We start from the raw sequence: 24,353 nt of genomic DNA, 5'->3' as shown, positions 1-24,353 counted from the left end.
GTACTACTGTAACAGCCGTATTTGTAAGGCTATTCGCGACATCGTTTACTAATGATCGAATCTTGCGGTACTCGCCTACTTCGATTTGTTTCGCCTAATCATTTCCAAACAAACGCAAAAACGTGCCTCTATTCGACGACGATCAACCCCGAAAACCAGACTGGTTGCTGATTTTTATGGGTATTTTATTTCTTCTTTCGCTGTTAATTGTTTGGCTGGTCGACTTGCCTAGCTTACTACGGTAACTGCTACGCCCTCTTATTTTGTAGCTGTCGCTATTCGATTAGCAGCTTGATTCGTTTACTTTTTGTGCGCGTCCGTAACCAACTCTCAATACGCCGACGCTCAGCGGCTGTGTGACTACGGGAAAATTTGGCGTAGACCAGCGTCACCGTATCGGGCTTCGCACTGTTTGAATTCAACACCAGCGAGCGCGCAGCCGTAAACGTCTGAACGTCGGGCATGAGCGTTTTCAATTCATTGCGTAAATCGGCAACCGGTAGGTGTGAGGTCTGGTTGAGTTCGATATAGCGACGTAATGAATCAATCGTTTGATCCTTGATCGCAATCGACGCCTGATTGTAACGAAAAACCTGCTCGGTGACCGTGTTGGCAATGGCGTCAACATCAACCGGCGCGTCTTTGAATGTGCCCTGTCGAACAACCAGCTCCGCATCGGTCAGCCCATACATTGGTAATTTTGCCGTCAGCAGATTAATCGAGTCGGCGGGCAACGGTTCTCCCACCAGCGTAAGCTCAATTCGACTTTGTTTTCGATTAAAATGAGCATCGTATTTGATCACCTGTCGGTACTGAAAGTCGCATTCGTTAGCCACAAATCGCTTGGCTGACTGCTCAAAAATCGTCTTGCGAACGATCTGATAGCCCAGGTACGTGCTGGGAATGATTACGATAAGAACGGCCAGCCAGATCGTTTGCCGCACGCGCCGTTCGGTAGCTGGCGACGGGTACTCTTTTTGGTGATACCGTAAAAACCGTACGATCAGGAAAGTAGCTAAACTGATACAGATTCCATTGATCAGAAACAGGTAAAAGGCTCCGGCGAAGTAATACAAATTTCCGGTAGCAATGCCATAACCGGCTGTGCAGAGGGGCGGCATCAAGGCCGTAGCAATGGCAACCCCCGGAATAACGTTCGTTACCTTTTCCCGACGCGACCCGGCAACGATACCCGCTAACCCCCCAAAAAAGGCGACGAGCGCATCCCAAACGGTGGGCGATGTGCGCGCTAGTAGTTCAGACTGAGCGAGATGAAGCGGGCTCAGCACAAAATACACCGTTGACGTCAACAAACTGATAAACACGGCGATCCCCAGGTTTTTCAGCGCCCGCTGGATCATCGCCAGATCGTTGATACCGACGCCCATACCGATACCCATAATCGGCCCCATGAGCGGTGAGATCAGGAAGGCTCCCGTAATGACCGCCGGTGAGTTGATGTTTAGACCGATGGAGGCAATAAAGATGGCAAAGATCAAGGTCCACAAATTAATGCCCCGAAACTCGATGCCCCGGCTAATCGACTGAATCACCTCGACTTCGTCATCTTTGTCTTCATCCAGGCTAAAGCGTTCTTTCAGGAATACCTTAAACTGGGACAACAAATCAGGTCGCTTCTCTTTCGGTGTCTTTTTATCATCAGCAATCATATCGTAAGCAGGTTCCGGAATAGTAATCAAGTATTTCGAATGCACCCGTGAAGGTATAAAAATCACCCGTTAACCAGCGCATTCAATTGATAGACAGAGCCTTTAATAATAGTTTACTCTGTCCTTAAAGATCCTGAGCGGTTTTCTTTTGTAACCGGCTGCGCCATTGCTTCCCGGACAAAGCCTTCTTTCAGGTGCTCGTAGAACGAAACCGGGTCAATCAATGAGGCAGCACCCTGGGCCATCAGACCACCGAGTAAGAGCTGAAAAATAGCCGAATGGCGATCTGTCATTTCAAGCACCAGAATGGCCGCCGTAAACGGTGAACGCACCACCCCCGTCAGAAAACTGACCATGCTAACCAGGATCACCAGATTTGTATCGCTGGGTGTTACGTTTACCAGCCGCGACAGGGCATCGCCCAGAATAGCTCCCGCACTCAGCGAGGTGGCAAACACACCGCCTGCGGCTCCCCCACTGTAGCTCAGCGCCATACCAGCAAAGCGTACCGGAAAAAGGTACCACGGTGTCAGGTGATCATTCTGAAATAAGAGCCGATTGATAATGGGCTTTCCCGTTCCGATGGCATCGGTACCCACCCAAAAAGCCAGACCCGCCAGAACCAGACCGCACCCAGCAACCCAGGCCGCCTGCTGAGGCATCGTCTTAAACCGCCGACGGTACCCATTCACCCACAGCAACGTTTTCGCAAAGAGAGCGCCCGCCAATCCGCAAAACATAGCGACGAACACCACAATACCCAGAAACCACCCCGTCGAAGCGCTGACTCGGGGAAATCCTAGGTACAAATACGGCCCCTGAATTGCCTGCGCTGTCATACCGGCGATGATAACCGCCGTGAAAACTGCCGTTCGGAAGCGGGTGATGTGCGTCTGCGTTAGTTCTTCTACAACGAAAACAATACCGCCCAGTGGCGTATTGAACGCAGCGGCCAGACCAGCGGCCCCGCCCGTAACGAGTGCAATCTGCCGTGACAACTGTGGCCAGCCAGCGGGTTGCAGTCGATTGATGGCCCGAAAAATAGCCGCCGAAATCTGGATAGTTGGTCCTTCACGGCCAATGACTCCACCACCAATCAGCAGGACGGCACTGCTCAGGACTTTTACAACGGCAACGCGTAAGCTCAGCAGATAGCCCGTATGACCGTAGGCTGTTGGCTTCGACAGTTCAATGCCTGCCATTACCTGCGGAATACCGCTGCCCCGTGCCGCAGGAGCCAGTTTAGCAACAAGCAACCAGGCAATGACGAAGGCAATGGGCGTCACCGCAAAAACCAGGAGTGGTTGCCGGTGCATCCAGGTAAAGCTGGTTTCCTCAGCCCAAACGAACAACTCTTCGTACCCTACGGCCACCAGGCCCGTTAGTAAGGATGCTACCCAAAAAGGTAAACTTTGTAAAATGACTCGCCGGACACGTTCGGTGTACAGCCGTTTAATAATGTGTTGATCCAGCCAGGCCAGCACCTGCGCGTATCGGGAAGGTTTATCGGCCATTTGTTCGTGAACTACAATCGTTTCCGCAATTAACGCCCGAATTGGTCATCTAGTTGACCGTACATTGGATTCTAAGCAAATTCTAAGCAGTCTTTAAGCCCACTGTAACAGCTAACTAGCAGGTTTGTACTATCAATAAACAGACAAATCGCTATGGCAACGGAAACTACTGAACAGCAAACCAAACTGACCACAAGCCTGGTAACAGCGCTGATGCTTTTCTTATTGGCTACGGGCGCTTATTACTGGACAAAAAGCTGGCGCTTAACAAAACTGAATGATTTTAACGAACTGAGAGCCGACTCGCTCTTATCGGTCAAGCTTCGACTGGAAGGCGATATTCGTAGTATGGAAAGTCAGCTCGAAACCGCAACAGACAACAGCGCATCGCTCGACAATCACATAACGGATTTACACCATGTGGTGAATAAACGCACGGCTGAAATTGGGCGATACCGTCAACAGTCGAGTCGTCAAGGCCGTACGATTCGACAACTCAACGACCAGCTTACCACCCTTACCACCAACCGCGACAGTCTGGAAAATCAACTTGAAGCCATGCGGGATAAAATCGGCTGGTTAAGCAATTCGAACCAGTTGCTACTCAGCCAGAACAAAGACTTACAGAAAAAGGTAGAAAATCTGACCACAAGCCTGTCAACCAAGGTTCCCATCTCAACCATTACGGGCGATGCTTTTCTGGTTGAAGCAACCAAGTCAAACCATAAGCAAACGGCCAAAGCCAAAAAAGTCCACGACTTGACGGTTTCGCTTGATATACCTGCCGAGCTCCAGATAGCGGGTACGCATGATTTGTTTCTAAGCCTGACCGACAGTCAGCACAATGCGATGATGGCTCCTTTGCGAAGCACCACCGTTGTGCTGTCCGATGTCAATGAAGTGATTCCCGTTCACGCTACCCAAACGGTGAACTTCAGCCGTAATCCGCAACGAATCTCCTTTACCCTTACCCCCAACGGACCTATCAAACCGGGCAAATACCGAGCGTCCGTGTTTACAAAAGACGCGTATTTAGGCTCCGTCGAATTTCTATTCCGCGATAGTTTCCTTTTTTTCTAAGCGAATTCTAAGCAGAGTCTAAGGCGGCTCTCAGTTTTTCCCTGCTATTTGCCAATGCGTTTATAAATCTGGTTTGTTCGATTACCGTTGGTATCCGGTTCGTACCGTCCTGGTTTACCCAAGAGTACCTTTTTTCATAGTATTAGCGAGAGATAACGCTACTGAAGCCCTGATCTTCGGTAGCGTTTTTGTGCTTTCAGCGGATCGGATTCCTCCCAAAATCTTCTAAGCGAATTCTAAGAATTTTCTAAGCTCCTCTTTATTCCTACGCGCCAATTTGCCAACGAATTAATCTCGTAACGGAGGCTGATTCGACAGTACTTATCTACCTTATACATACATGATTGATCGCTTGATTGCCTACAGCGTCCGGAGCCCCTGGACACTAGGCCTGCTACTGCTTGGCCTGATCGGTTATGGTACGTATTCACTGAAAAATCTGCCCATTGATGCCGTTCCCGATGTGACGAATCAGCAGGTAGACGTGATTACGAACTCGCCAAACCTGTCGTCGCTCGAAATCGAGAAATTCATTACTACGCCCCTCGAAATGGCGATGGCTAACATTCCCGGCCTGATCGAAGCCCGGTCGGTGTCAAAATTCGGCTCGTCGGTTCTCAAACTGATCTTTACCGACGAGACTGACATCTACTGGGCTCGTCAGCAGGTGTTCGAACGGCTCGAAGGGGTAAAAGCCGACATCCCAGAGGGGGCAGGTACACCCGTACTAGGTCCCGTTTCTACGGGTCTGGGCGAAATTTACCAGTACGTCATTCGCCCCCAAGACCCTGATCATCCACGGTATACGCTGACCGAAATACGCACCTTACAGGACTGGTACATCCGGCGCAAACTACTGGGAATGCCGGGCGTTGCGGACGTAAGTGGGTACGGCGGCTACAGCAAAGAATACCAGGCCAAGCTCAAACCGGACCGGATGCGGGCGCTCGGCGTGACGGTCGATGATCTGTACGCAGCTCTTTCGCAGGGAAATGGCAACACGGGCGGGGCCTACATTGAAAAAGATAATAAAGCTTACACCATTCGCGGCATCGGGCTGGTCAATAACCTCGACGAAATTGCTCAGACAGTGGTCCGTAAAAACGGCAATGCGCCCGTGCTGGTCCGCGATGTGGCCGACGTAGAAATGGGTCACGCACTTCGTTTCGGGGCGCTGAGTCAGAATGGAACGGGTGAAGTAGCGGGCGGTTCCATCCTGATGATGAAAGGGGCCAACGGCAATGAGGTGATTGGACGGCTAAAAGACAAATTCGCCGAGATTCAGGCCGGACTACCCGACGGTTTAATCATCGAACCGTTCCTGGATCGTTCCAAAATCGTGAGTGCGGCCATCGAAACAGTAGCGCATAACCTCATCGAAGGAGCGGCTATTGTCGTCATTGTAATCCTAGTTTTACTCGGCAACTGGCGGGCGAGTTTGCTGGCGGCATCGGTCATTCCACTGGCGATGCTGTTTGCCTTTATCTGGATGCGTCAGTTCGATCTGGTCGGCAACATCATGAGTCTGGGTGCGATCGACTTTGGTCTGCTGGTCGATCCGGCTATCATCGTTGTCGAGTCGGCGGTCTTGTTTCTGGCGGTTGCCATGGCCCGTCGGCAGGAAGAAAAAACAAGAGCGGATGGGACAGCCAGCAGGCTGACGTACAAAGACCGCCAGGAGGTAGTCATTGCCTCTACCTCCGACGTTAAACGGTCGGTAGTCTTTGGCGGACTGATTATCCTGATCGTGTATTTCCCCATTCTGACGCTGGAAGGTGTTGAAGGAAAGATGTTTTCGCCAATGGCCAAAACGGTTGGTTTCGCCATTCTGGGCGCGCTGCTCCTGTCTATTACCTATGTGCCAATGATGAGCGCGCTGTTGTTACGCCCGCCCAAGTCGCTCCATGATCACGGTTTCTCCGAAAAAATTGTCCAGTTTTTTTATCGGTTACTTCGCCCGGTACTCGTGGCTGGATTGCGCGCCAAGCTGGTCGTGGTTGGCGTAGCCGCCGGTATTCTTGTAGCGGGCATTGTCGGCTTTACCCGCATTGGTGGCGAGTTCATTCCCAAGTTGCAGGAAGGCGATATGATGATCGACATGGATTTACCGACCGGTACCCCCCTGACCGAATCCATCCGACTAAGCCGCACTTTTCAGGAATCCCTGCTCAAAGCGTTTCCTGACGAAATCAAAGGCGTCGTTTCCAAGATCGGCACCTCCGAAGTAAAAGTCGATCCACTTCCGCTCGAATCGCAGGAGCTTTACCTGTCCCTGACGGACAAGCACACCTGGAAGAAAGCCGCTACGCAGGAAGACTTAGCCGTTGAGGTCAATAAATTCATGGCTCAGTTTCCGGGACCCATTTACGCCATCACGCAGCCCATTGAAAGCCGCGTAAACGACATGATGAACGGCGCCCGTACCGACGTAGTAGCTCAGCTTTACGGCGACAACCTGGATACACTGGTTGCCAAGATGCGTTCCATCATTCAGGTGATTCGGCAGGTTCCGGGTGCCGTTGATGTGAAGGCGAGCAAAGTGTTTGGTTTGCCCCAGCTCAATATCAAATACGACCGCCAACGACTGGCGGTCCACGGTATCAAAGTCGAGCAAATCAACCGGGCCATTCAGATGGCCTTTGGCGGGGCCACGGCGGGTGTCGTGTACGAAGGTGACAAACGCTTTGATCTGACGTTCCGCCTGGCGGGTGCTGACCGGGTACGTCCCGAAGCCATCGAAAACCTGCTCGTCAACGATCAGAATAACAATCCGATTCCGCTGCGCGAGCTGGCCGAAATCAGCGAAAATGTTGGCCCCTCCGAAATTACACACGTCGATATGAAACGGGTTGTCAACATCGGGTTTAACGTTCGGGAGCGTGATCTGGAATCAGTAGTCAACGACGTGATGAAAGCCGTCGGCCAGCGGGTTAAACTGCCGGATGATTACTCGATCACCTACGGGGGCGAATTCGAAAACTTCAGCCGCGCTAAAGATCGGCTGGCCCTGGTACTGCCTGTATCGCTGCTGGTCATCTTCGGCTTGCTTTACCTGACGTTCGGCAACTTCCGGGATAGTCTGCTTATCTACGCCGTGGTTCCTTTGTCGGCAGTAGGCGGCATTTTCTCCCTGCTCCTGCGAAGTATGAACTTCAGTATCTCAGCGGGTGTCGGCTTTATTGCCTTGTTCGGCGTAGCCGTATTGAACGGTATTCTGCTGGTCAGTCACTTCAATGCGCTAGCCGATGAAGGCGTCACCGACCCCAACGAGCGGGTGTTGCGAGGACTACAGGAGCGCCTGCGTCCCGTGCTCATGACATCCTTCGTAGCAGCCCTTGGTTTCATGCCGATGGCCTTGTCTACCAGCGTAGGAGCCGAAGTTCAGAAGCCACTGGCAACGGTCGTAATCGGCGGACTACTAACCGCAACCGTACTGACACTGATTGTATTACCCGTTTTGTACGCCTTGTTTTCACCAAAAACGCAACAACCGAAAGAAACAGAAAAGGAGGTGAACGTAGCATGAGATACCTATTGACACTACTGGGTGTAACTTTCGGAGCGATATCGGCTTCGGCTCAATCGTACCATGTTATTACACTGCCCGAAGCGCTCGCCCGCGCTAACAGCGATAACCCGCAGGTAAACGTGGCAAACCTTCGGATCGATAAACAACGAGCGCTGATTCCGGGCGCGCTGAGCCTGTCGGGCCCCGAACTGATTTTCGAAGCACCAACCACGACCCGATTCCAGCCCGGTGTTTTGCTGCCCGTGTCGCTGCCAACGGTGTATAAAAATCAGCGGATCGTGCAGGAGCAGCAGGTCAAGCTGAGCCAGCGGGAGAAAGGCATCACGACGAACACGTTGCGCTATAACGTGCGGACCGTCTACAACAATTTGCTTTATCTGCGCGAAAGCATCACCAATTACCGACGTCAGGATAGTTTGTTGCTGGTATTCACCAAAGTAACCGAGACCCGCCAGCGTGTTGGTCAGATTTCGCGCATCGAGGTACTCAACGCGCGTTCGCAGCAGCAGGAGCTGAATTATCAACTGGATCAGACCCGCGCCCGCGTCCGTAGTAGCCGGATTCAGTTGGGCTTGCTCATCGGGACGCCCAACGATACAAGCCTGCGCGTTACCGGTCCGTTTCAGCGAATGAGTTTTGCTCCCGATAGTAAGCTTGCTCCGCTACTGGCATCCGACAGCACCTTTATTCGTAATCCGCAAACAAGCTTCTATGAGCAGAATCAGCAGTTAAGCGAGTCGTTGTTGAAGCTGGAAAAAAAGCGCCGGTTACCGAATATCATCGTTGGGTATCTGAACCAGGGTGGGCCAGAATCACCCCTTCTGTACCGATTCCGGTTTGGCCTTTCGTTGCCGGTTTGGGGTTGGGTAGCCCGGTCGCGGATCAATGCCGCCCAGACTGACGTAGCCATTGCCAAAAGTCAGATTACCTTGAATCAGTACGAGCTTCGGGGCGACTACGACAAAGCGATTGCCGACTACCTACAGTATCAGGAAGCGTTGGATTACTATACGGTGACGGGGTTACCGCAGGCCGAAGAGATCATCAAAGCGGCTAGTGATGGCTACCGCCTGGGAAGCATCGGCTATTACGATTACCTGCTCAACGTACAGCAGGCCTTTAAAATCCGACAGGGTTATCTCGACGCCCTGCTTTCCTTCAATCAAGCTGTCATCACCTTGCACTATATCAAAGGCGAATAACATGAAACGCAACCCTATCATCATCTATATTGGATTCCTTCCACTGCTCGGCGGGCTAACCTCCTGCGGTGACTCTGACGGAAAAGATCAGGCTACCGAGTCGAAAAAAACAACGGTCGTTACGAGTACCGATACAGTGCGACTGACTGCCAATCAGTTGAAAACGGTCAATATCGATCTGGTCGATTTCGAAAAGCGGGCGCTGAAACCAATCATTTACGCAAATGGCGTTATTCGGCTATTGCCCGACAGCCGCGCGGAAGTCAGCAGCCACATCGCGGGCAAGATCGACCGGATCTTTGTCCGCGAGGGTCAGCCCGTGCGCAAGGGGCAGCCGATTGTTCGTCTGTCGAGCTTCGAACTGCTGGAACTGCAAAACGACTATGCAGCTGCCCATGCCGATGTAGAGTTTCTGGAAGCGGAGTACAAACGGCAGGATGAACTCCGCAAAAGCAACATTGGCGTATTGGCCCAATTCCAGTCGGCTGACGCCAAACTGAAAGCAGCCCGCGCCCGCGAACTGGCGTTGAAAGACAAACTGACGATTATTGGCGTGGGTACATCCAACATCATTCAACAGCGTCAGGTAAGTCTCACATCGGGCCTCATCATTCGTTCACCGATTGATGGCTATGTCTCCAAATTTCACGAGAGCCTGGGTGCGTTGGTCGAACCGCAGACGCTGCTGGCCGAAATCATCAACCCCAACCGCATCGAAGCCAATGTATTCGTCTACGAAAAAGATGCCGATTACGTTCGCGAAGGCCAGCCCGTTGAGTTGCAATTTGTCAACCGCTCCATTGCACCAGTGAAGGGCCGCGTCACGTACATTGCCCGCTCGGTGAACGATGAAAACCGGGCCATTACGCTGCACGTCAGTTTTACCCGACCTAAAGATGAACTACTGGCGGCTGACATGAACGTACAGGCACGTATCATCGGTACCGGCGAGCGCATCAGTGAACATACCCTGCCGCGCACGGCTCTGCTGGATGACGGTGATGGCAAGTTTGTGTTTGTAACAACCCAATCGGGAGCCGATACAATTCCGTTCAGAAAACAGAAGGTAGAGATTGTCAATCAGGGTGATCAGTTCATAGAGGTACGCCCGGTTGGCAAATTACCCACCGCCGGTCTGAAAATTGCCAATAATAACGTGCTGGCGCTGGAAGCAGAACGAAAGAAGAACGAATAAAGGCTACAAATGCCCATAGACGGTGGTGAAGCGTGATGTCGGCGGGGTCGCCTGCCCGGTTTGAAAAACCGACATCACGCTTCACCACCGTCTGGTTTGAGAGTCGGACGGCACGATAATGATACAGACCTGATTTCTGAGCCCAACGAGAACCTTACTCGTATTTCATCTCGACGGATCGAATCGTGCTGCTGCTATTGGCCGCTCCGGAAACGCTGATACCGATGCGGGGAGCCCGGTCCCAGCGGGGCAGATACGAGCCATCCAGTGGCGTTTTGGTCAGTAATTGCGGCTGCGCTTCTTTAGGCTTCCAGCTAAATTCGTAGAACTGCCCGAACCGGCTTATCAACTGCACGTTGACGGAGGGGACGTCATCAGGAATTGACTTACTTTCCAACACCGTCCGTGTTCCGTCTTTGATCTGCCAAAGCTCAAGCAATCCTTTGCGCACGCCAAGCCCCAGGGCGTTACTGGCATCTCCGTACAAACATATGCTCTGAAGCACATCCGCCTGGGGAGTCACATCAGCAGCAAACGTGTACGTTCCTTTTTTGATAACCAGCCCCAGAAAACTACCCATCGGTCCAGACTGCGTATTCGTCAGATGCAATTGATTGTCATGGACCGAAAAGACCGGTTTGGGTGAGCTGACATCCCACACCCAGGGTATATCGTTTGACTTTTCACCAAAATTCGCGGTCAGGTCGGGCTGCTGCTGTTGCTTCGTTTTGCCCGGCGATTCCGCCTGAGCGGGCGTTGTCGTCCCGTACCGGAACGTAGGCCACTGGGTTTTGTCGTCCCAAACCAGTTCGCTGAGCACCCCCTGACGGCCCGTTTGCGTAAAATCGACGCCGTTGTAGGCATGATGCAGATAAAAATAGCGATTATCCGGCGTAGTCACGATTGTTCCATGTCCGGGACATTTCCAGGTTTGATCGCTCACCAACACTGGATTTCCCGTGTGTTTGACCCAGGGACCCTGCAATTTTTCCGCGCGGGCCACCCCAACCTGATAATTGCAACCCGCTCCGCAACAGGAATTTCCCGAATACGTCATGTAATAGTAACGGCCTCGTTTAACAATTGCCTGTCCTTCGGCCCCACCCCCTTCCCAGTTGTTCCGCTCAGCTTTCAGCATTGAAAATGCCTTTCCGGTCACCTTCAGTCCGTCCGCAGCCAGTTCCGCTCCCAGAATTTCAATATCCTTTCCTTTATCCAGCCCGTAGGCTTTCCAGGTGATGTATAGTTTACCATCTTCTTCAAGCACAAAAGCGTCGATCGCTTCGGTCGTCCATTCCAGCAGTAAACCATGATCGGTAAACCCCTGCCGAATGTCGCGGGTGCTGGCGACACCGATGTATGAATGCTTATCGGATTTTCGACGGGCCGTGTAGTACACGTAAAAAGTACCGTTCCGGAAGAAAAGCTCCGGTGCCCAAAAACTGCCCATCGTCCAGTCCGGTATCGTATTGAAAACAGATCCGACATGTGTCCAGTTGACCAGATCAGTGGAGGTGTAGATAGGGTATGCCGGTCCCCACTCCGATGACGTTCCAACGGCGTAGTAGGCGTTACCCACGCGAATAACGGAGGGATCGGCGAAGTCACCCGCAATGACCGGATTTCGGTATGTAAGGGTGGTACCCGGTGGCTGAGTCGGCTGGGCCACGCAATGCAGCGTAGTTGATAGAGCGACGAGAATGGCGCAAATAAATCGCATTACAGTTGAGCAGATTGGCTGAGTAATCACTTTCGCGTTCGAATATAAGGCACACTGACTAGTTTGTCTCCAACCTAAGCAGTAGACCTGCTTAAGAACGAAAACAAGGATAATGAGTAGTTATTCGTTTACGTGTTGATGGCGTGGCAAAGCGAATAGCGGATGTTCGTTGCTGAACAGGTTTATCCAGAGCCCGGTGGCAGGCTTTGCAGGTTCAACGGATTCTTACACGGTCAGGCGTAAGACCTAGAATCCACTAAACTTGTATACTTATAGAAAATATAGACTACATTGTTCGACGCCTGATGCAACAAATAGCCTCGCAACGTATATAGCCTTACATAGTAGTTTATCGAGTATCTGATCCTTATTACTTTTTTATCCGCTAATTTATTATTCGGCAATTTGGTGACATAATATCTATTTTAACGTCAGTTCTTCAGTATCAATCAAATACCGGACCGTATTTAACTGATTATGGCTTATAATCCTTACCTATCCCGTGACCTTATCCGCGTACAGAAGCTGCCATTTACCGATGAATGTACCGTACAAGGAGAACTTGTGTTTGTCACACTCACGCCAATGCTCAGAGCCGTACTTCCTGAACACCTGATCACACTACGCATTCCGACCCAAAAATTCACGGTGGAAACGGTCATTGATCACTATGAAGTAATTGTCGATTATTTGACCGAGACCGCACAGACGGCCAACGAGTACCTTAGACTAGCGAGAAATTCTGGCACTGAATAACTAGTACTTATACACTCTTTTTGTTTAGCTTTTCGTATTAGCGACCGCATCTGCGCTTCTCCAAATAAATTATCCTTGCCGTGGTCGAAACAACGTTCACGCGATTACTTCCCTGCCCGTTATTTTATCGATACAAATACGGTTCCACTCAATAAATCGTAGATACTCTTGTCAAGAACAAGGCTGTCTTATCCAATTTTCTCGCTCTTCTGGATACTACTAGTTTAGCGACTTTCAGCGATAAATTACCTCCAACGCTACTAGTCAACAACAATTACATTGTTTTACGCTGCTCGTTGAAAATACTGATCATATGGTATACTACCACCTAACAGTAAACATCAGCAGATTACCGACCCAACGGTAAAAACTATTCACATGCGGATCTACCCTGCGTAACCCGCTATGAATGAACCATTGACCAATTATTTTTCTAATTAACAACTCGCTGACTAACGCGCAGCCTCTAACAACTCTTCCTTCATTATCGTTGCTCACTACAGTTCCAAACGGAAAGTACTGAATCATTATGCCGTTTAGGCTTAGCAGTCGTACAGCATACGAAACGGCGCAAAGCAATTCAGCCATGGTATCGAACCGTTTTTTACTATGCTCTATCATCTGTCTATTCCGTTCTATAGCGTGAGCAAAGCGCTGAAACGTTGCGTAAATGCAGATCGCTATGCCGCATCTATCGCATTTGTAATTAGAGTCGTAAATAGATCCTGCTTAATCGAATCAGTTCGTCTGTCGGTACCTAAATCATTGGTTGTCGCACTGCTTCTTCTCACGGTTGATCAGGCTATCGCCCAATCTGCTTCGTCGGGCGCTTTTGTTGTCGTGGAGGAACGGGTAAAGCAAGCTGACGGCCAGACGATCATATCTTATCGGCTTGCCTCCGATCTAGACACACTGATTTCACCAGTGCGCTTCGCCACGCCCAGTACCAAACAAGGTATCACGCCAAAACCAGCCTGGCGTACCGAAATCGCGGCCCCTAATGAGCAGCAAGGTCACAACTCCCGAATGGATTCGGGCCTGCCCAATGATTTTTACCCTACTCCGATTGCTCCTGGCGCTGCGGCCTACAAACAAAGATTCTGGTTCAGTCGATACCCCTAGCAACAAACGAGCAGACAACGGTACTCTTTACTTCGGCAAACGATGCGCTTAGCTCCGAAATTCGCTAGTTGAACTGAATTACGTCTGTCTTTTATCTCCTTATTTTCTCCAGTTGGCCGCAAGGTCACTCCAGTTCTTATTATACAAATTAACTCAGAGCCGACGCCCGAGTTCCTCTGCTATGCTCTAAAGCAAGCGGGGTTACTTTGGTTTTGTTTATATCTGTAAAGTCTTCTTATCGATGGCTTAAAAAGTGCCGACGTCTGTTTACATTTACGGAACTGTGCACTCAATTACAGACAATTTTTTCGCTCTTTTATCTAGTTTTCCACCCAAACTTGGCCTATTAACTTATTTCTTACGCCTTACTGTATGCATAAACGTTTTACCTCGCTTTTAACCTTTCTGCTTTTATTCTCATGGCTTGTCAGCAACCAGCTGTGGGCCCAGTCGCGTCCACAGCTGCCCACATGCGGTACAACCGATTTAACAGTAGAGCAAGCTCGTGCGCTGGTAAAGCAGGCGAATCTGGCACTGGAACGCAAACGAGCATCGGGAGCCGCCTTTACAGCAATTACCTACGTTCCCATTCGCCCTCACATTTTTCGGAAGAGCAATGGAACCGAAGGGTTCAGTCTGGCCAATCTGAATCAGGTCATGGCCATTACTAATAGCTATTACCTGTCAAACGGTTACGGTATTCAATTTTATTTTTCCGGCACCAGCCCCGATTACATTGACAACGATGGCTTGTATTCTAATTTTCCGTACCCGGAGGGTTCGTCGGTTGATGGCCGTGACGCGCCCAACGCCATGAATCAGTACTATGTCAATAGCTTTGCCAATCCAGGTTTGGGTGGCTATGCTTATTATCCGTACGACGCCCTCTTCTCTACTCGTTCGTTTATCGTAGCTAGTAATTCCGGTTCTCTCGAATACTTGGGCAACCAGTTGATTCCCCACGAGTTAGGGCATAACTTTAGCCTTATTCACACCTTTGGTCAAAATCCAGGAAATGGTACGCTAGGGAGTGGTACAACTACCGAGCTGGTTACGCGGGGAGCCGGGGCCAACTGCACGACAGACGGCGATTTAATCTGCGATACGCCCGCTGACCCCTATAACAAGGCAGGAGCATCAACAATTTATGTAAACGGTTGTCCGCAATACGATCCCAACAGTACGGCCCGCGATGCGAATGGAGCCCCTTATTCGCCATCCATAACAAACATCATGTCGTATTATTATCCCTGTACGCACGATTTTACGGCGGGGCAGTTCGACCGGATGCAGGCGGCTCTGGCCCTTCGCCAAAGCCACACGAACTACTCCCTTAATGCGCCACCGAGCAACGTTACAGCACCCAGTAACCTGATCGCCAGCCTGAGCGGTACTATTATTACCTTGACCTGGCAGGATAATTCGGACAATGAGATGGGCTTTTTCATCGAACGCTCCACGTCACCAAACGGGAGCTTTGTTCCCGTTGGCGGAGTAGGTCCCAACACAACCACTTTCGTTGATTCAAAAACAACCCTGCAAACTCGATACTACTACCGGATACGTCCTTCGAATACAACTACGGGCAGCCTTAGCTCAACCATTGACATTGTGGTCAGTGCTGGTCTGACGACAACCCTCGTCGGTAATAGCGCACAACTGACCTGGCCTGCTTTAGGAACCGGTATCACTTACGAAGTGCAATGGCGGGCCGTTGGTGACGCCGACTGGACCAGTAAGTCCGGTATACCATCCAATACGACCATTCTCTATGGATTGGCCAGCAACGCTACCTACGAATGGCGGGTCCGCGCCACGGGAAGTGACCGATATGAAGGGCCGGTTCGTTTTACTATCCCCTGTTTGCAGCCAACCTTCCCGAGTGCGTATTCATCACGCACATCAGCCAACATCTACTGGAATGGCACAGCTCCCAACCAAACGTATACCCTACGCTGGCGGGCAGCCGGAACCCCTGACTGGACAACGGTCAACAGCCTAACAGCCACGTCTTATTCGCTCACTGGTTTATCCCCTTCGACGGCCTACGAATGGCAGGTTCAAAGCGTCTGCTTACCAACGGTCAGTACTGATTTTATTGCCCTTCAGACCTTCTCGACCTTATCCTGCCTGCCTCCCTACTCACTGACAGCACCTTATGTAGTATCGGCATCCGCTTATGTGACCTGGTATCTGAACTATTACGAAGTCGGTCGTCAATCAGAGATTCGCTACCGTCCGGTAGGAACCGCAGACTGGAAGGTGATTTCAGGATTGACTACGACTGACTATACGTTTACGGGCTTGGCGAACGATACGCAATACGAATGGCAGGTCAGAAGTATTTGCTCGGCAGCAGACCAGTCTGATTTTTCGCCGTCGAGCTACTTCACGACGCGCTGTCTGGTTCCTGCAAGCCTATACAGTAGAGCAACGGCCACCGGCGCTGCGTTGTCGTGGTACATAAACGGAAGTTCCGAATCAAACAGTACTTATGACATTCAGTACCGGCCTTCGGGAAGCACCGACTGGACCACTGTCAGTAACCAGCCTTCTACGTTCTTTTCGCTGACGGGTTTACAGACTAATAGCTCCTACGAATGGCGTGTCAGTCACCGGTGTTCGTCCAGTACCCAATCCGATTATTCGGCAGTCGCTACATTTACAACGCAATGCAATGTCCCGTTCACAGGTGGCCTTTACGCTTCCTTCGTGACCTCTTCGTCGGCACAGTTATACTGGTACGTAGAGAACGAAGCAGGAACTACCTACGAGATACGGTACCGGGCCGTGGGCAGTCCTGACTGGACGACGGTTAGTAGCCTGACGGCTTCGCTTTCCAACGGTAGCTATAACGTAACCGGCTTAGCAAATAACACCACGTATGAATGGCAGGTCAAAACGACGTGCTCACCGTCGAACAACACCGCCTTTGTGTCGGGGCCTGCTTTTACCACCCGATGCCGAATGCCAGACAATATGTACACTGGTACGATTACAGTAACGAGTGCCAGTCTGAACTGGAATCCGACGGGAATCGATGTCCGTTACGATCTACGCTACCGTCGGGTAGGCTCAGCAGACTGGATATCGCGCGATAATCTGACGGGCAGTGCTATAACTCTTACGGATCTTGCAACAGGTACGAATTATGAATGGCAGTTACGAACGCATTGTCAGGACGACCAGTATTCGGACTATTCGGTAACGGCTACCTTTTCAACGGTACCCTGCTCTGTTCCCAATTCATTGTATACGCATACGATTACCGAAAACTCGGCAACGTTTAGCTGGTATTTTTACGGCGGAACCACCGACACGCGGGCGGAGATCCGCTGGCGGGTGGTAGGCTCAGCAGACTGGACAATAGTCAGTAACCTCTCCATCGGAAATTCTGGTACTTATACGCTAAGCGGACTAGCCAACTCCACGCAGTATGAGTGGCAAATCAGAAGTATTTGTTCGCCGACCGAAAGCTCTGCCTTTTCGAACTCGTCTACGTTTCAGACAAAAGCTGCCTGCGACCAGATGTACACGCTTCGGAGCGGCTACTGGAACGAGGTTGCTATCTGGTCGTGTGGCCGTCTGCCTATGGCTTCGGATGTGGTACGGCTGAAACACGCGGTAACGCTTCCACCAACCTACCAGGCAACAATTCGTAGTATTTTCTATGAACAGCCGGTCAAATTAACGTGGATGGCCGGCGCTCGCTTAACATTAATCCAATAGTACATTTAGCTGAAAAAGTAGCACCGCGAAGCATTTGCCGTGGGTTTTCCATGAGTTATGTACAAACCGTTAGTTTGGGCATAGCTCTCTTCACATATCCGACACAATTGCTTCATTATTGGGCAACAAAGGTCACAAATTGGTAACAGACCGGTAACGTCGAAGTAAAGTAGGTACGCTCTCTTTGCAGCAGGAAATTTTACGCTTCCTCTTCATGAAAACGTATCTACTTACTACAATTCTCTTTCTCGTGAGTTGTTTGGCTAGTCGTAACCTAGTCGCTCAAACAACCCAGGCTTCCATTTCGGGAGTAATTACCGACAATCAGAAATCTCCGCTACCGGGCGCTACCGTTCGAGTCCGCAACGAATCGACGGGCTTTTCGACCGGTACTGTCACCAACGCGCAGGGTGAATACCAGCTTAAAGAACTGCCGCTGGGCGGGCCTTACACCATCTGGTCTACGGCGGTTGGGCTGGGCGAACAGCGCCGGACTGGCTACATGGTCAACCAGGGCGACGCGATTCGAATTAACCTGACCATGCAGGAAACGGGTCAGGATCTGGAAGTCGTACAGGTGGTGGCATCGGGTCTGAAAAACAAGACGGACAACCTGGGTGCAGCCACGGCAATCACGGCCAAAACGCTTATCACCATGCCAGTCAATGGCCGTAACTTTACCTCGCTCGTTAACCTGTCGCCCTTAAGTGGCAATAACGGTAACCTATCGGGGCAGATCGGCTCATCGACGAACTATACCATCGACGGGATGACGGCCAAAAACCCAACCTCGGCGGGTGCAACGACCAGCCGTAGCGGTGCCCCCTACTCGATCTCGATTGAAGCCGTTCGGGAATTTAAGGTCATCACCAACCAGTATGACGTGGTTTATGGCCGCGCCGGGGGTGGTATCGTCAGCGCCGTGACCAAATCGGGCACGAACAAACTGACCGGTAGCGTTTTCAACTACACCCGTGCCAACTGGCTATCGAGCAAGTACGACATTCGCGGTAACCTGCGGAACAATAAGTTCTCGACCAATCAGTTCGGCTTCTCGCTGGGCGGACCGATCATCAAAGACAAACTTCACTACTTCGTTGTCTGGGACCACCAGCAGGATTCTCGCCCGTTGATCATCGCTGATGTGCAAACATCCCTCGACGAAAGCCGCTTCAACGTAACCCGCACCACACTCGACCGCTTCGTTGACATCGCCCGCAGCAAATATGGCGTATCGAACACCCCTCAGTACGGTACGTTCGACAAAAACCGGGGTTCGGATGCCGCCTTCGCTCGTATCGACTGGCAGATCAACCAGAACAACCTGCTGACCATCCGGAACAACTACACCAACGACCGCAACAAGCTGGGTCTGGCGGATAATACGGCCATCAACATCTACGAATCGTACGGGAACGACTACAACATTGACAACAGCTTGCTGGCGACGCTCCGCACGACGTTTACGCCCAAAATAACCAACGAGCTAAAACTTCAGCACCTCTACACCTACCAGAAAAGCGGTCCCGGCGATCAGCTGCCAGCCGCCAACATTCCACGTAACATCGTAGAAAACGTGGTTTCGACGGTCGATGGACGCACGCTCTCAACCAACATCCAGATGGGTGGTCACCGCTTCGCGCAGGAAGGCTTTACCAACAATGTCGTGCAACTGGTCGACAACCTGTACTACAATACCGACCGAATTCAATACACGTTCGGACTGGACCTGATGTACACCCACGCTCGTTCGCTGTACGGCAGTGAGGTGAATGGCCGGTTCCACTATAACGTTGATGGAAGTACGTCGTCGCTCGACAAATTCAACGCGCTGCAACCGTACCGGTACTATCGGGAGGTGCCTCTGGTAGCGGACCCCACGGTGGTTGGAAACACCATCAACGCCGGTGTTTATGGTCAGTTGAGTACCCAGTTGGCACGGGGTCTGGAAATGACGGCAGGTTTACGCTTCGACTACGCACACTATCCGAAAGCGCAGTTTAACCAACTGGTGTTCGACGAACTAAACCTACGGACCGACAATCAGATCAAATCGTTTATCGTACAGCCTCGCTTGCAGTTTAACTGGGACGTGAATGAGCAGCATAAAGATTTTGTTCGCTTCGGTGCGGGAGTGTTTGCCTCGGACATTAACAACTACATGCTGATCAACAACCTGACCTTCGACGGAAAGCATTTTGCTACGGTTGACGTGCGGGGTGCTGACGTACCAACACCTGATTTTACAGCCTACCGGCAGAGTGCGGCCAACATTCCAACGCTGGCGGCTTTCCAGGTGCCAACCATCAACATGACGGGGCCAAACGCAAAGATCCCGATGCTTTACAAAGCAAACCTATCGTACACACACTTCCTGACCGAAAAGTTACGAGTCGGTATTGCGGGCTACATGTCGCTGGGTCGGAACAACTACATGTACGTTGACCGGAACATGGTAACCGATCCATTTTTCCGACTCGCCAACGAAGACAACCGGGGGGTGTACGTACCCCTCGCGAGCATGCCATCGAGTGGTGTGGGTGACTGGCAGCAGGGCCGTATCAGCAAGAAACTGGGTCGGGTACTGGAGTTGAACAGCGAAGGACGCGTCAATCAGTTTGCGGTTGTGGCGGATGCTACCTGGCAATATTTCCGCGATGGCGAAGTTACGGCCAGCTACACCTGGAACGATACCCACGACAATACATCGTACAACGGTAACGTAGCAAACACCGCAACGCTGTCGCTGCCGGTTAAAGACGATCCGCGCAACCTGAGCCGAATGACCTATTCGGACAACCATTTCCGGCACAAAGTTGTGTTCTACGGTACGCTGCCTTCATTCTTTGGTATTACCCTGGGCGTTCGTTACTCAGGCATCGGTGGTACACGATATTCGTTGCTGTCGGGTGCTAACACCAACGCTGATTTCGTAGCTACCAACGATCTGGCGTTCGTCTTTGACCGCAACAGCGAAGGCGTACCGGCAAACGTACGGTCGGGTCTGCAAACATTATTGGAAAGCGGTGCGGCCAGCCAAAGTCTGAAAAATTACATCAACGCCTATTCGGGTCGGATTGCGGAACGGAACGGCGGGATCAACGGCTTCTACGGCGTATTCGATATACGGGCGCTTAAGCGGTTCAGACTGCATAAAAACCACGCAGTTGAGGTCTCAGCTGACATCTTCAACTTTGCTAACTTCCTGAACAAAGACTGGGGTATCAACCGCTCGCTGGGTACACAGTCCCTCTACGCCCTTGGTATTCCGGCTTCGGGCAGTACGGCAGCCGTACCCGGTTTCAGCCAGACAACGCAGCAGTTCACGTACCGCGTCAACAACACGGGTGTTGTAACCCCCTCGGGCGACCCATTCCAGGTTCAGATCGGAGCGCGTTACAGCTTCTAAAGGATGATTCGCTAACGCATCGTTGCGGATGAAGTTACCGCGCATGTGTACCGAATCCTCACGATTCACATCTTATTCGGCTTGCTGGTGTTAATAGCAGGTACATTTGATAGATTTAGAACTAGGTAAGCCGGGCCCATATTGGGTCCGGCTTATTTGTTTTATCGACTAACCTTTACAAAAGCCATGAAAAACAGACTGACCATTCCGCAACAGATTATGCAGGAAAAAACCAGGCTGGCAGCATCCAGACTAAAGGCAATCGTGGAGCGTCAGCAGTCAATAAAAAGGCGGGTGGCTTTCCTTGATTACCGTATCCGTTTTATTCTCGACGAGATCCGAAAGATCAAAGTAAAATGGGGTGTCAACTAAGCCAAGAATGCTGACGTGCCGAATCCTCACGATTGCTGCTATCTACGCCTATCAGTAGTTAAGGAAGTGCATGAAATAGTCAAGATAAGGTAAGCCAGGCATCAGTTGATACCTGGCTTATTTGTGTTAGTACCAAACAGCGGCCTGCCTGTATTTAGCAAGCCTGCAATAAACTCTAGACCTAAGCAGCGGGTTGTCTTCATGCACCCAGACTGTTTCCCTGTGAAAAAAGCGATTTCGGCCTTCCAGCTTTTGAAACAAGCGCTCGATACGTTGCGGGCTAATGACCCGATTCGTATGGCAGGAGCCACCGCTTTCTTTGCCTTTTTCGCCTTGCCTCCTATCGTTATTATCCTTAGCAGTGTATTTAGTCAACTTTTCAACAAACGCTATCAGTACATCAGCGGGGCGCTAATCGAGGAGTTAGCTGAATTGTTTGGTCATAAAAGCGCTAGCCAACTGGAAGACATTTCGCAACGCCTTCAGCAGCCTAAACCAGACCCGCTGCTAACGATTCTTGGCTTTGTGCTGTTGTTTGTAGCATCAACGACGTTGTTTGCCATCTTAAAAAATTCGCTCAACCAGCTCTGGAACATTAAACCAAAACCCGGCCGTAACGTATTGTACACACTGGTCGATAAACTGGTTGCTTTAGCCATTATCATTGGATCAGGCTTGTTGCTTAGCTTATCGGTAGCCGTCGAGCAGTTGATGACGGTGACGGGCAACAGTTTGTCGCTTTCCTCACTATCCTACTACAACGAACTGACAGGTTTGGGGCATTATTCGGTCTCGATACTTATCCGCGTCGTTTGGTTTGCCAGCCTGCTCAAGTTTCTACCTGACATACGCATACCCTGGCAATCCGTCTGGCTGGGTGCGCTATTTACCAGTGTTCTTTTCAAAGCGGGAGAGAGCGTTTTAAATCGCTTACTAATCAACAGTCCGGTCGCGTCGATGTACGGGCAATCAGGAGCAATCATTTTAGTACTGCTCTTTATTTTTTATGCATCCCTAATTTTCTATTACGGAGCCGCGTTTACCCGTCGATACAGTGAGTGGACGCATCAGGAAGTCACGCCCAACAGCAGAGCCATTTCCTTTACAATCACCGAGGAAGACCCATCGAGCACAACTGCCGACAAGTAGCAATGGAGCGTTAGAAGCTAGTAAGACCTAAAATAAAAAAGCCAATCAGCAACGAAGCTAACCGGCTTATAATCAATGTGACCCCGAAGCGATTCGAACGCTTGACCGTCTGCTTAGAAGGCAGATGCTCTATCCAGCTGAGCTACGGGACCAAATAAAAAAAAGTTTATAGCTTTCGGTTGAAAAGTTTACAGTTAACATAACCAACTGAAAACTATAAAACTCAAAAACTATAAACTTTTTGTGTCGGGGTGGCAGGATTCGAACCTGTTGTTGCCGGCACTAAAAGCACACAAATATACGCTGAGCGCCACTAGATTACCAAGAATATAGTTGCCAATTTGCGATTTTATACTGCCAGCTGCCAATAATCTGCCAATTTTCATACCCTTAGAAGCGGTAAACAGGTTTATTTTCAAGATCGTCGCCACGACCTAAAATTGTCATCTGCGTAGGCTTTTGGGGGATTGGTCCAATCCAAACCGCGTCCTGATCGCCTACCCTATCGACCTGAATCGTATTAAATCCTTCAAATTTGGTGGTCTCACTAATCTCACCTTGCTGGTCCTGAAACGTCCAACGGTTCTTGTATTTACCGTACAAATAGATTGGCTTTTCAGATAGGACATGCTCAGGCTCGAAGCCTTTAGACTGACTAAGTTCTGCTAGTTGCTTATTGTTAATCGTAGCGTTAACGTAATAGGCTTCCTGCCTATCAAACCGAGTCGATCTGTTTGTTGACCAACCGCCTTTGTAAAAACTATTGTACTCGCCAACCTGCGTTTTTACGGCTGTGGGCAGTTCAGCCCATGAATAAATTTTTGCCTTTTTGATCAACTGAGGGGCTTTTTCTACGGTCGTCACTTCCTCTGCTGGCTTCCGCTTGGCTTTTACCGAATCAGGAGCTAATAGACCAATTATAAAGAGTAGTAGTAGTAAGGTTGCTGGTATTCCAATAACCCATTTCAACGCGCCATTAGGTAGATTTTTTTTACTCATGTGTAGTTTAAAATTGATGTTTCTATCAATTAAGGCTAGCGTGAAGTAGTAGTAGTGTCCTTATCAGGACTCAACTCGTTCTTGTTGTCGATCTGACGATTTTTTTCTTCCAACTCCTTCGCTTGGTATTTAATTACCTGTTCCTGTAGCTCTGAAATCTTTTTCTGCATCTGCAAAGCTTCTTCGAACGATACATATTGTTGGGTAGAAGGTTGACTTGTATATGTTTGGTTTACATCTTCGTCGTTCAACATCCTAAAAAAGTCGTCCGAAGTTATTTTGAACAGCTCTAAAAGTTTGGGGATATGCTCAAGTTCGGGCTTATACCCTTTCGTAAACCACTTATTTACTGCTTGTCTTGAAATGCTCAACTCTTGCGCTAAGTCTGTCTGCTTCAGGCCATTGCGCTTCATTAAGTTTAGGAGTATCTCTTTAAATGCCGGCATTCAAAAAAAATATATCGTTCAAAGATTGACAACTGTCAACCAAACAGCTACTTTAGTACTACCAAAAGGGACACTACCCGAAATAGCAGTGCTAAAATACGGGAAAAACGGTATCCATTGTCAACCTATTACGCAAACGAATAAACGGCTATAAGGATGGTCAAAAGAAGAGTACGAGCGGTTTCTGCATCGCAAGCCTGCCGCCAGCGCATGTTAGACGCAAAAAAACGATTACCTGAGTCTGTTGGACAGCAGGCCGTCATGGAATATGTGGCTGAAAAAGCTCCTGAACTCGACAAGTTAACCAATGCCACTCGCTGGCATAATGCGTGGCTAGGCCGCGTTGCAGACCCTGAGTTTACCGACCTCGTAGAAAAAGCGGCAAGTCATTTTTCTGACAAGGATGTTGAGACAGCCGACCGATTGAAACGGTTCAACATGAAGAAAGCAACCAACTAATA

16 protein-coding genes and 1 tRNA gene are annotated in these 24,353 nt (G+C 50.3%); 11 read left to right on the top strand and 6 right to left on the bottom strand.

From position 1 onward, the window contains the following. Positions 1-275 precede the first annotated feature (275 nt). Positions 276-1,670 carry a DUF389 domain-containing protein gene (locus M0L20_RS13855; protein ID WP_232562803.1) on the bottom strand — a complete coding sequence of 465 codons (1,395 nt, stop codon included), beginning with the start codon at positions 1,668-1,670 and terminating at the stop codon, positions 276-278. A gap of 113 nt (positions 1,671-1,783) precedes the next feature. Continuing rightward, positions 1,784-3,184 (bottom strand): chloride channel protein, encoded by a 1,401-nt coding sequence (locus tag M0L20_RS13850; RefSeq protein ID WP_248477542.1) that lies wholly within the window; start codon positions 3,182-3,184, stop codon positions 1,784-1,786. A gap of 153 nt (positions 3,185-3,337) precedes the next feature. Between M0L20_RS13850 and M0L20_RS13845 the strand changes: the two genes are divergently transcribed. From M0L20_RS13845 to M0L20_RS13830, 4 genes are all read left to right on the top strand, one after another. Continuing rightward, positions 3,338-4,264 carry a DUF8428 domain-containing protein gene (locus tag M0L20_RS13845; RefSeq protein WP_248477541.1) on the top strand — a complete coding sequence of 309 codons (927 nt, stop codon included), beginning with the start codon at positions 3,338-3,340 and terminating at the stop codon, positions 4,262-4,264. A gap of 340 nt (positions 4,265-4,604) precedes the next feature. Beyond that, entirely contained in the window at positions 4,605-7,790 is a 3,186-nt protein-coding gene (locus M0L20_RS13840) for an efflux RND transporter permease subunit (RefSeq protein WP_248477540.1), read from the top strand. After that, positions 7,787-8,995 carry a TolC family protein gene (locus M0L20_RS13835; RefSeq protein WP_248477539.1) on the top strand — a complete coding sequence of 403 codons (1,209 nt, stop codon included), beginning with the start codon at positions 7,787-7,789 and terminating at the stop codon, positions 8,993-8,995. Before M0L20_RS13840 ends, M0L20_RS13835 begins: the two co-directional genes overlap by 4 nt. A gap of 1 nt (position 8,996) precedes the next feature. Next, on the top strand, positions 8,997-10,190 hold the full coding sequence (locus M0L20_RS13830; RefSeq protein ID WP_232561504.1) for an efflux RND transporter periplasmic adaptor subunit: 1,194 nt from the start codon (positions 8,997-8,999) through the stop codon (positions 10,188-10,190). Between the two features lie 154 nt (positions 10,191-10,344). Here M0L20_RS13830 and M0L20_RS13825 read toward each other — a convergent pair whose 3' ends face one another. Further along, positions 10,345-11,910, bottom strand: coding sequence for a glycoside hydrolase family 43 protein (locus M0L20_RS13825; RefSeq protein ID WP_248477538.1), 1,566 nt, complete (start codon positions 11,908-11,910; stop codon positions 10,345-10,347). A 585-nt stretch (positions 11,911-12,495) separates the two neighbouring features. Here M0L20_RS13825 and M0L20_RS13820 point away from each other — a divergent pair. The 6 genes from M0L20_RS13820 to M0L20_RS13795 all read left to right on the top strand — a co-directional run bounded on the left by M0L20_RS13820 (position 12,496) and on the right by M0L20_RS13795 (position 22,447). After that, entirely contained in the window at positions 12,496-12,666 is a 171-nt protein-coding gene (locus M0L20_RS13820; protein WP_248477536.1) for a hypothetical protein, read from the top strand. 609 nt (positions 12,667-13,275) lie between these two features. Continuing rightward, complete coding sequence (locus M0L20_RS13815) at positions 13,276-13,788, top strand: hypothetical protein (RefSeq protein ID WP_248477534.1); 513 nt, start codon at positions 13,276-13,278, stop codon at positions 13,786-13,788. Positions 13,789-14,160: 372 nt separating this feature from the next. Next, entirely contained in the window at positions 14,161-17,517 is a 3,357-nt protein-coding gene (locus M0L20_RS13810; protein ID WP_248477532.1) for a fibronectin type III domain-containing protein, read from the top strand. A 214-nt stretch (positions 17,518-17,731) separates the two neighbouring features. Then, positions 17,732-20,926 carry a TonB-dependent receptor gene (locus M0L20_RS13805; protein ID WP_248477531.1) on the top strand — a complete coding sequence of 1,065 codons (3,195 nt, stop codon included), beginning with the start codon at positions 17,732-17,734 and terminating at the stop codon, positions 20,924-20,926. Between the two features lie 186 nt (positions 20,927-21,112). Next, positions 21,113-21,298, top strand: coding sequence for a hypothetical protein (locus M0L20_RS13800; protein WP_248477530.1), 186 nt, complete (start codon positions 21,113-21,115; stop codon positions 21,296-21,298). A 222-nt stretch (positions 21,299-21,520) separates the two neighbouring features. Then, the gene (locus M0L20_RS13795; protein ID WP_248477529.1) at positions 21,521-22,447 is read left to right on the top strand and encodes a YihY/virulence factor BrkB family protein; all 927 of its coding nucleotides are present in this window, start codon (positions 21,521-21,523) and stop codon (positions 22,445-22,447) included. Positions 22,448-22,525: 78 nt separating this feature from the next. Here the strand turns inward: M0L20_RS13795 and M0L20_RS13790 are convergent. The 3 genes from M0L20_RS13790 to M0L20_RS13780 form a co-directional block, all read right to left on the bottom strand. Beyond that, a tRNA-Arg gene (locus tag M0L20_RS13790) sits at positions 22,526-22,599 on the bottom strand. Positions 22,600-22,837: 238 nt separating this feature from the next. Next, positions 22,838-23,446, bottom strand: coding sequence for a hypothetical protein (locus M0L20_RS13785; protein WP_248477528.1), 609 nt, complete (start codon positions 23,444-23,446; stop codon positions 22,838-22,840). A 35-nt stretch (positions 23,447-23,481) separates the two neighbouring features. Next, on the bottom strand, positions 23,482-23,892 hold the full coding sequence (locus M0L20_RS13780) for a helix-turn-helix transcriptional regulator (protein WP_248477527.1): 411 nt from the start codon (positions 23,890-23,892) through the stop codon (positions 23,482-23,484). A 156-nt stretch (positions 23,893-24,048) separates the two neighbouring features. On the opposite strand from M0L20_RS13780, the gene M0L20_RS13775 reads away from it, so the two are divergent. Next, complete coding sequence (locus tag M0L20_RS13775; protein WP_248477526.1) at positions 24,049-24,351, top strand: hypothetical protein; 303 nt, start codon at positions 24,049-24,051, stop codon at positions 24,349-24,351. The last annotated feature ends 2 nt before the right edge of the window (positions 24,352-24,353 follow it).

It is taken from the genome of Spirosoma liriopis (assembly GCF_023196085.1).
In the GTDB taxonomy this organism is placed as follows: Bacteria; Bacteroidota; Bacteroidia; order Cytophagales; family Spirosomataceae; genus Spirosoma; species Spirosoma oryzicola.
This window is presented reverse-complemented; position numbering and strand designations above follow the sequence as displayed.

Bases quoted from the DNA above. Each gene is read 5' to 3' on its own strand.
- M0L20_RS13820 (WP_248477536.1), top strand. From the start codon at position 12,496: ATGCTCAGAGCCGTACTTCCTGAACACCTGATCACACTACGCATTCCG.
- M0L20_RS13805 (WP_248477531.1), top strand. From the start codon at position 17,732: ATGAAAACGTATCTACTTACTACAATTCTCTTTCTCGTGAGTTGTTTG.
- M0L20_RS13815 (WP_248477534.1), top strand. From the start codon at position 13,276: ATGCTCTATCATCTGTCTATTCCGTTCTATAGCGTGAGCAAAGCGCTG.
- M0L20_RS13850 (WP_248477542.1), bottom strand. From the start codon at position 3,184: ATGGCCGATAAACCTTCCCGATACGCGCAGGTGCTGGCCTGGCTGGAT.
- M0L20_RS13785 (WP_248477528.1), bottom strand. From the start codon at position 23,446: ATGAGTAAAAAAAATCTACCTAATGGCGCGTTGAAATGGGTTATTGGA.
- M0L20_RS13855 (WP_232562803.1), bottom strand. From the start codon at position 1,670: ATGATTGCTGATGATAAAAAGACACCGAAAGAGAAGCGACCTGATTTG.
- M0L20_RS13780 (WP_248477527.1), bottom strand. From the start codon at position 23,892: ATGCCGGCATTTAAAGAGATACTCCTAAACTTAATGAAGCGCAATGGC.
- M0L20_RS13810 (WP_248477532.1), top strand. From the start codon at position 14,161: ATGCATAAACGTTTTACCTCGCTTTTAACCTTTCTGCTTTTATTCTCA.
- M0L20_RS13835 (WP_248477539.1), top strand. From the start codon at position 7,787: ATGAGATACCTATTGACACTACTGGGTGTAACTTTCGGAGCGATATCG.
- M0L20_RS13800 (WP_248477530.1), top strand. From the start codon at position 21,113: ATGAAAAACAGACTGACCATTCCGCAACAGATTATGCAGGAAAAAACC.
- M0L20_RS13775 (WP_248477526.1), top strand. From the start codon at position 24,049: ATGGTCAAAAGAAGAGTACGAGCGGTTTCTGCATCGCAAGCCTGCCGC.
- M0L20_RS13845 (WP_248477541.1), top strand. From the start codon at position 3,338: ATGGCAACGGAAACTACTGAACAGCAAACCAAACTGACCACAAGCCTG.
- M0L20_RS13840 (WP_248477540.1), top strand. From the start codon at position 4,605: ATGATTGATCGCTTGATTGCCTACAGCGTCCGGAGCCCCTGGACACTA.
- M0L20_RS13830 (WP_232561504.1), top strand. From the start codon at position 8,997: ATGAAACGCAACCCTATCATCATCTATATTGGATTCCTTCCACTGCTC.
- M0L20_RS13825 (WP_248477538.1), bottom strand. From the start codon at position 11,910: ATGCGATTTATTTGCGCCATTCTCGTCGCTCTATCAACTACGCTGCAT.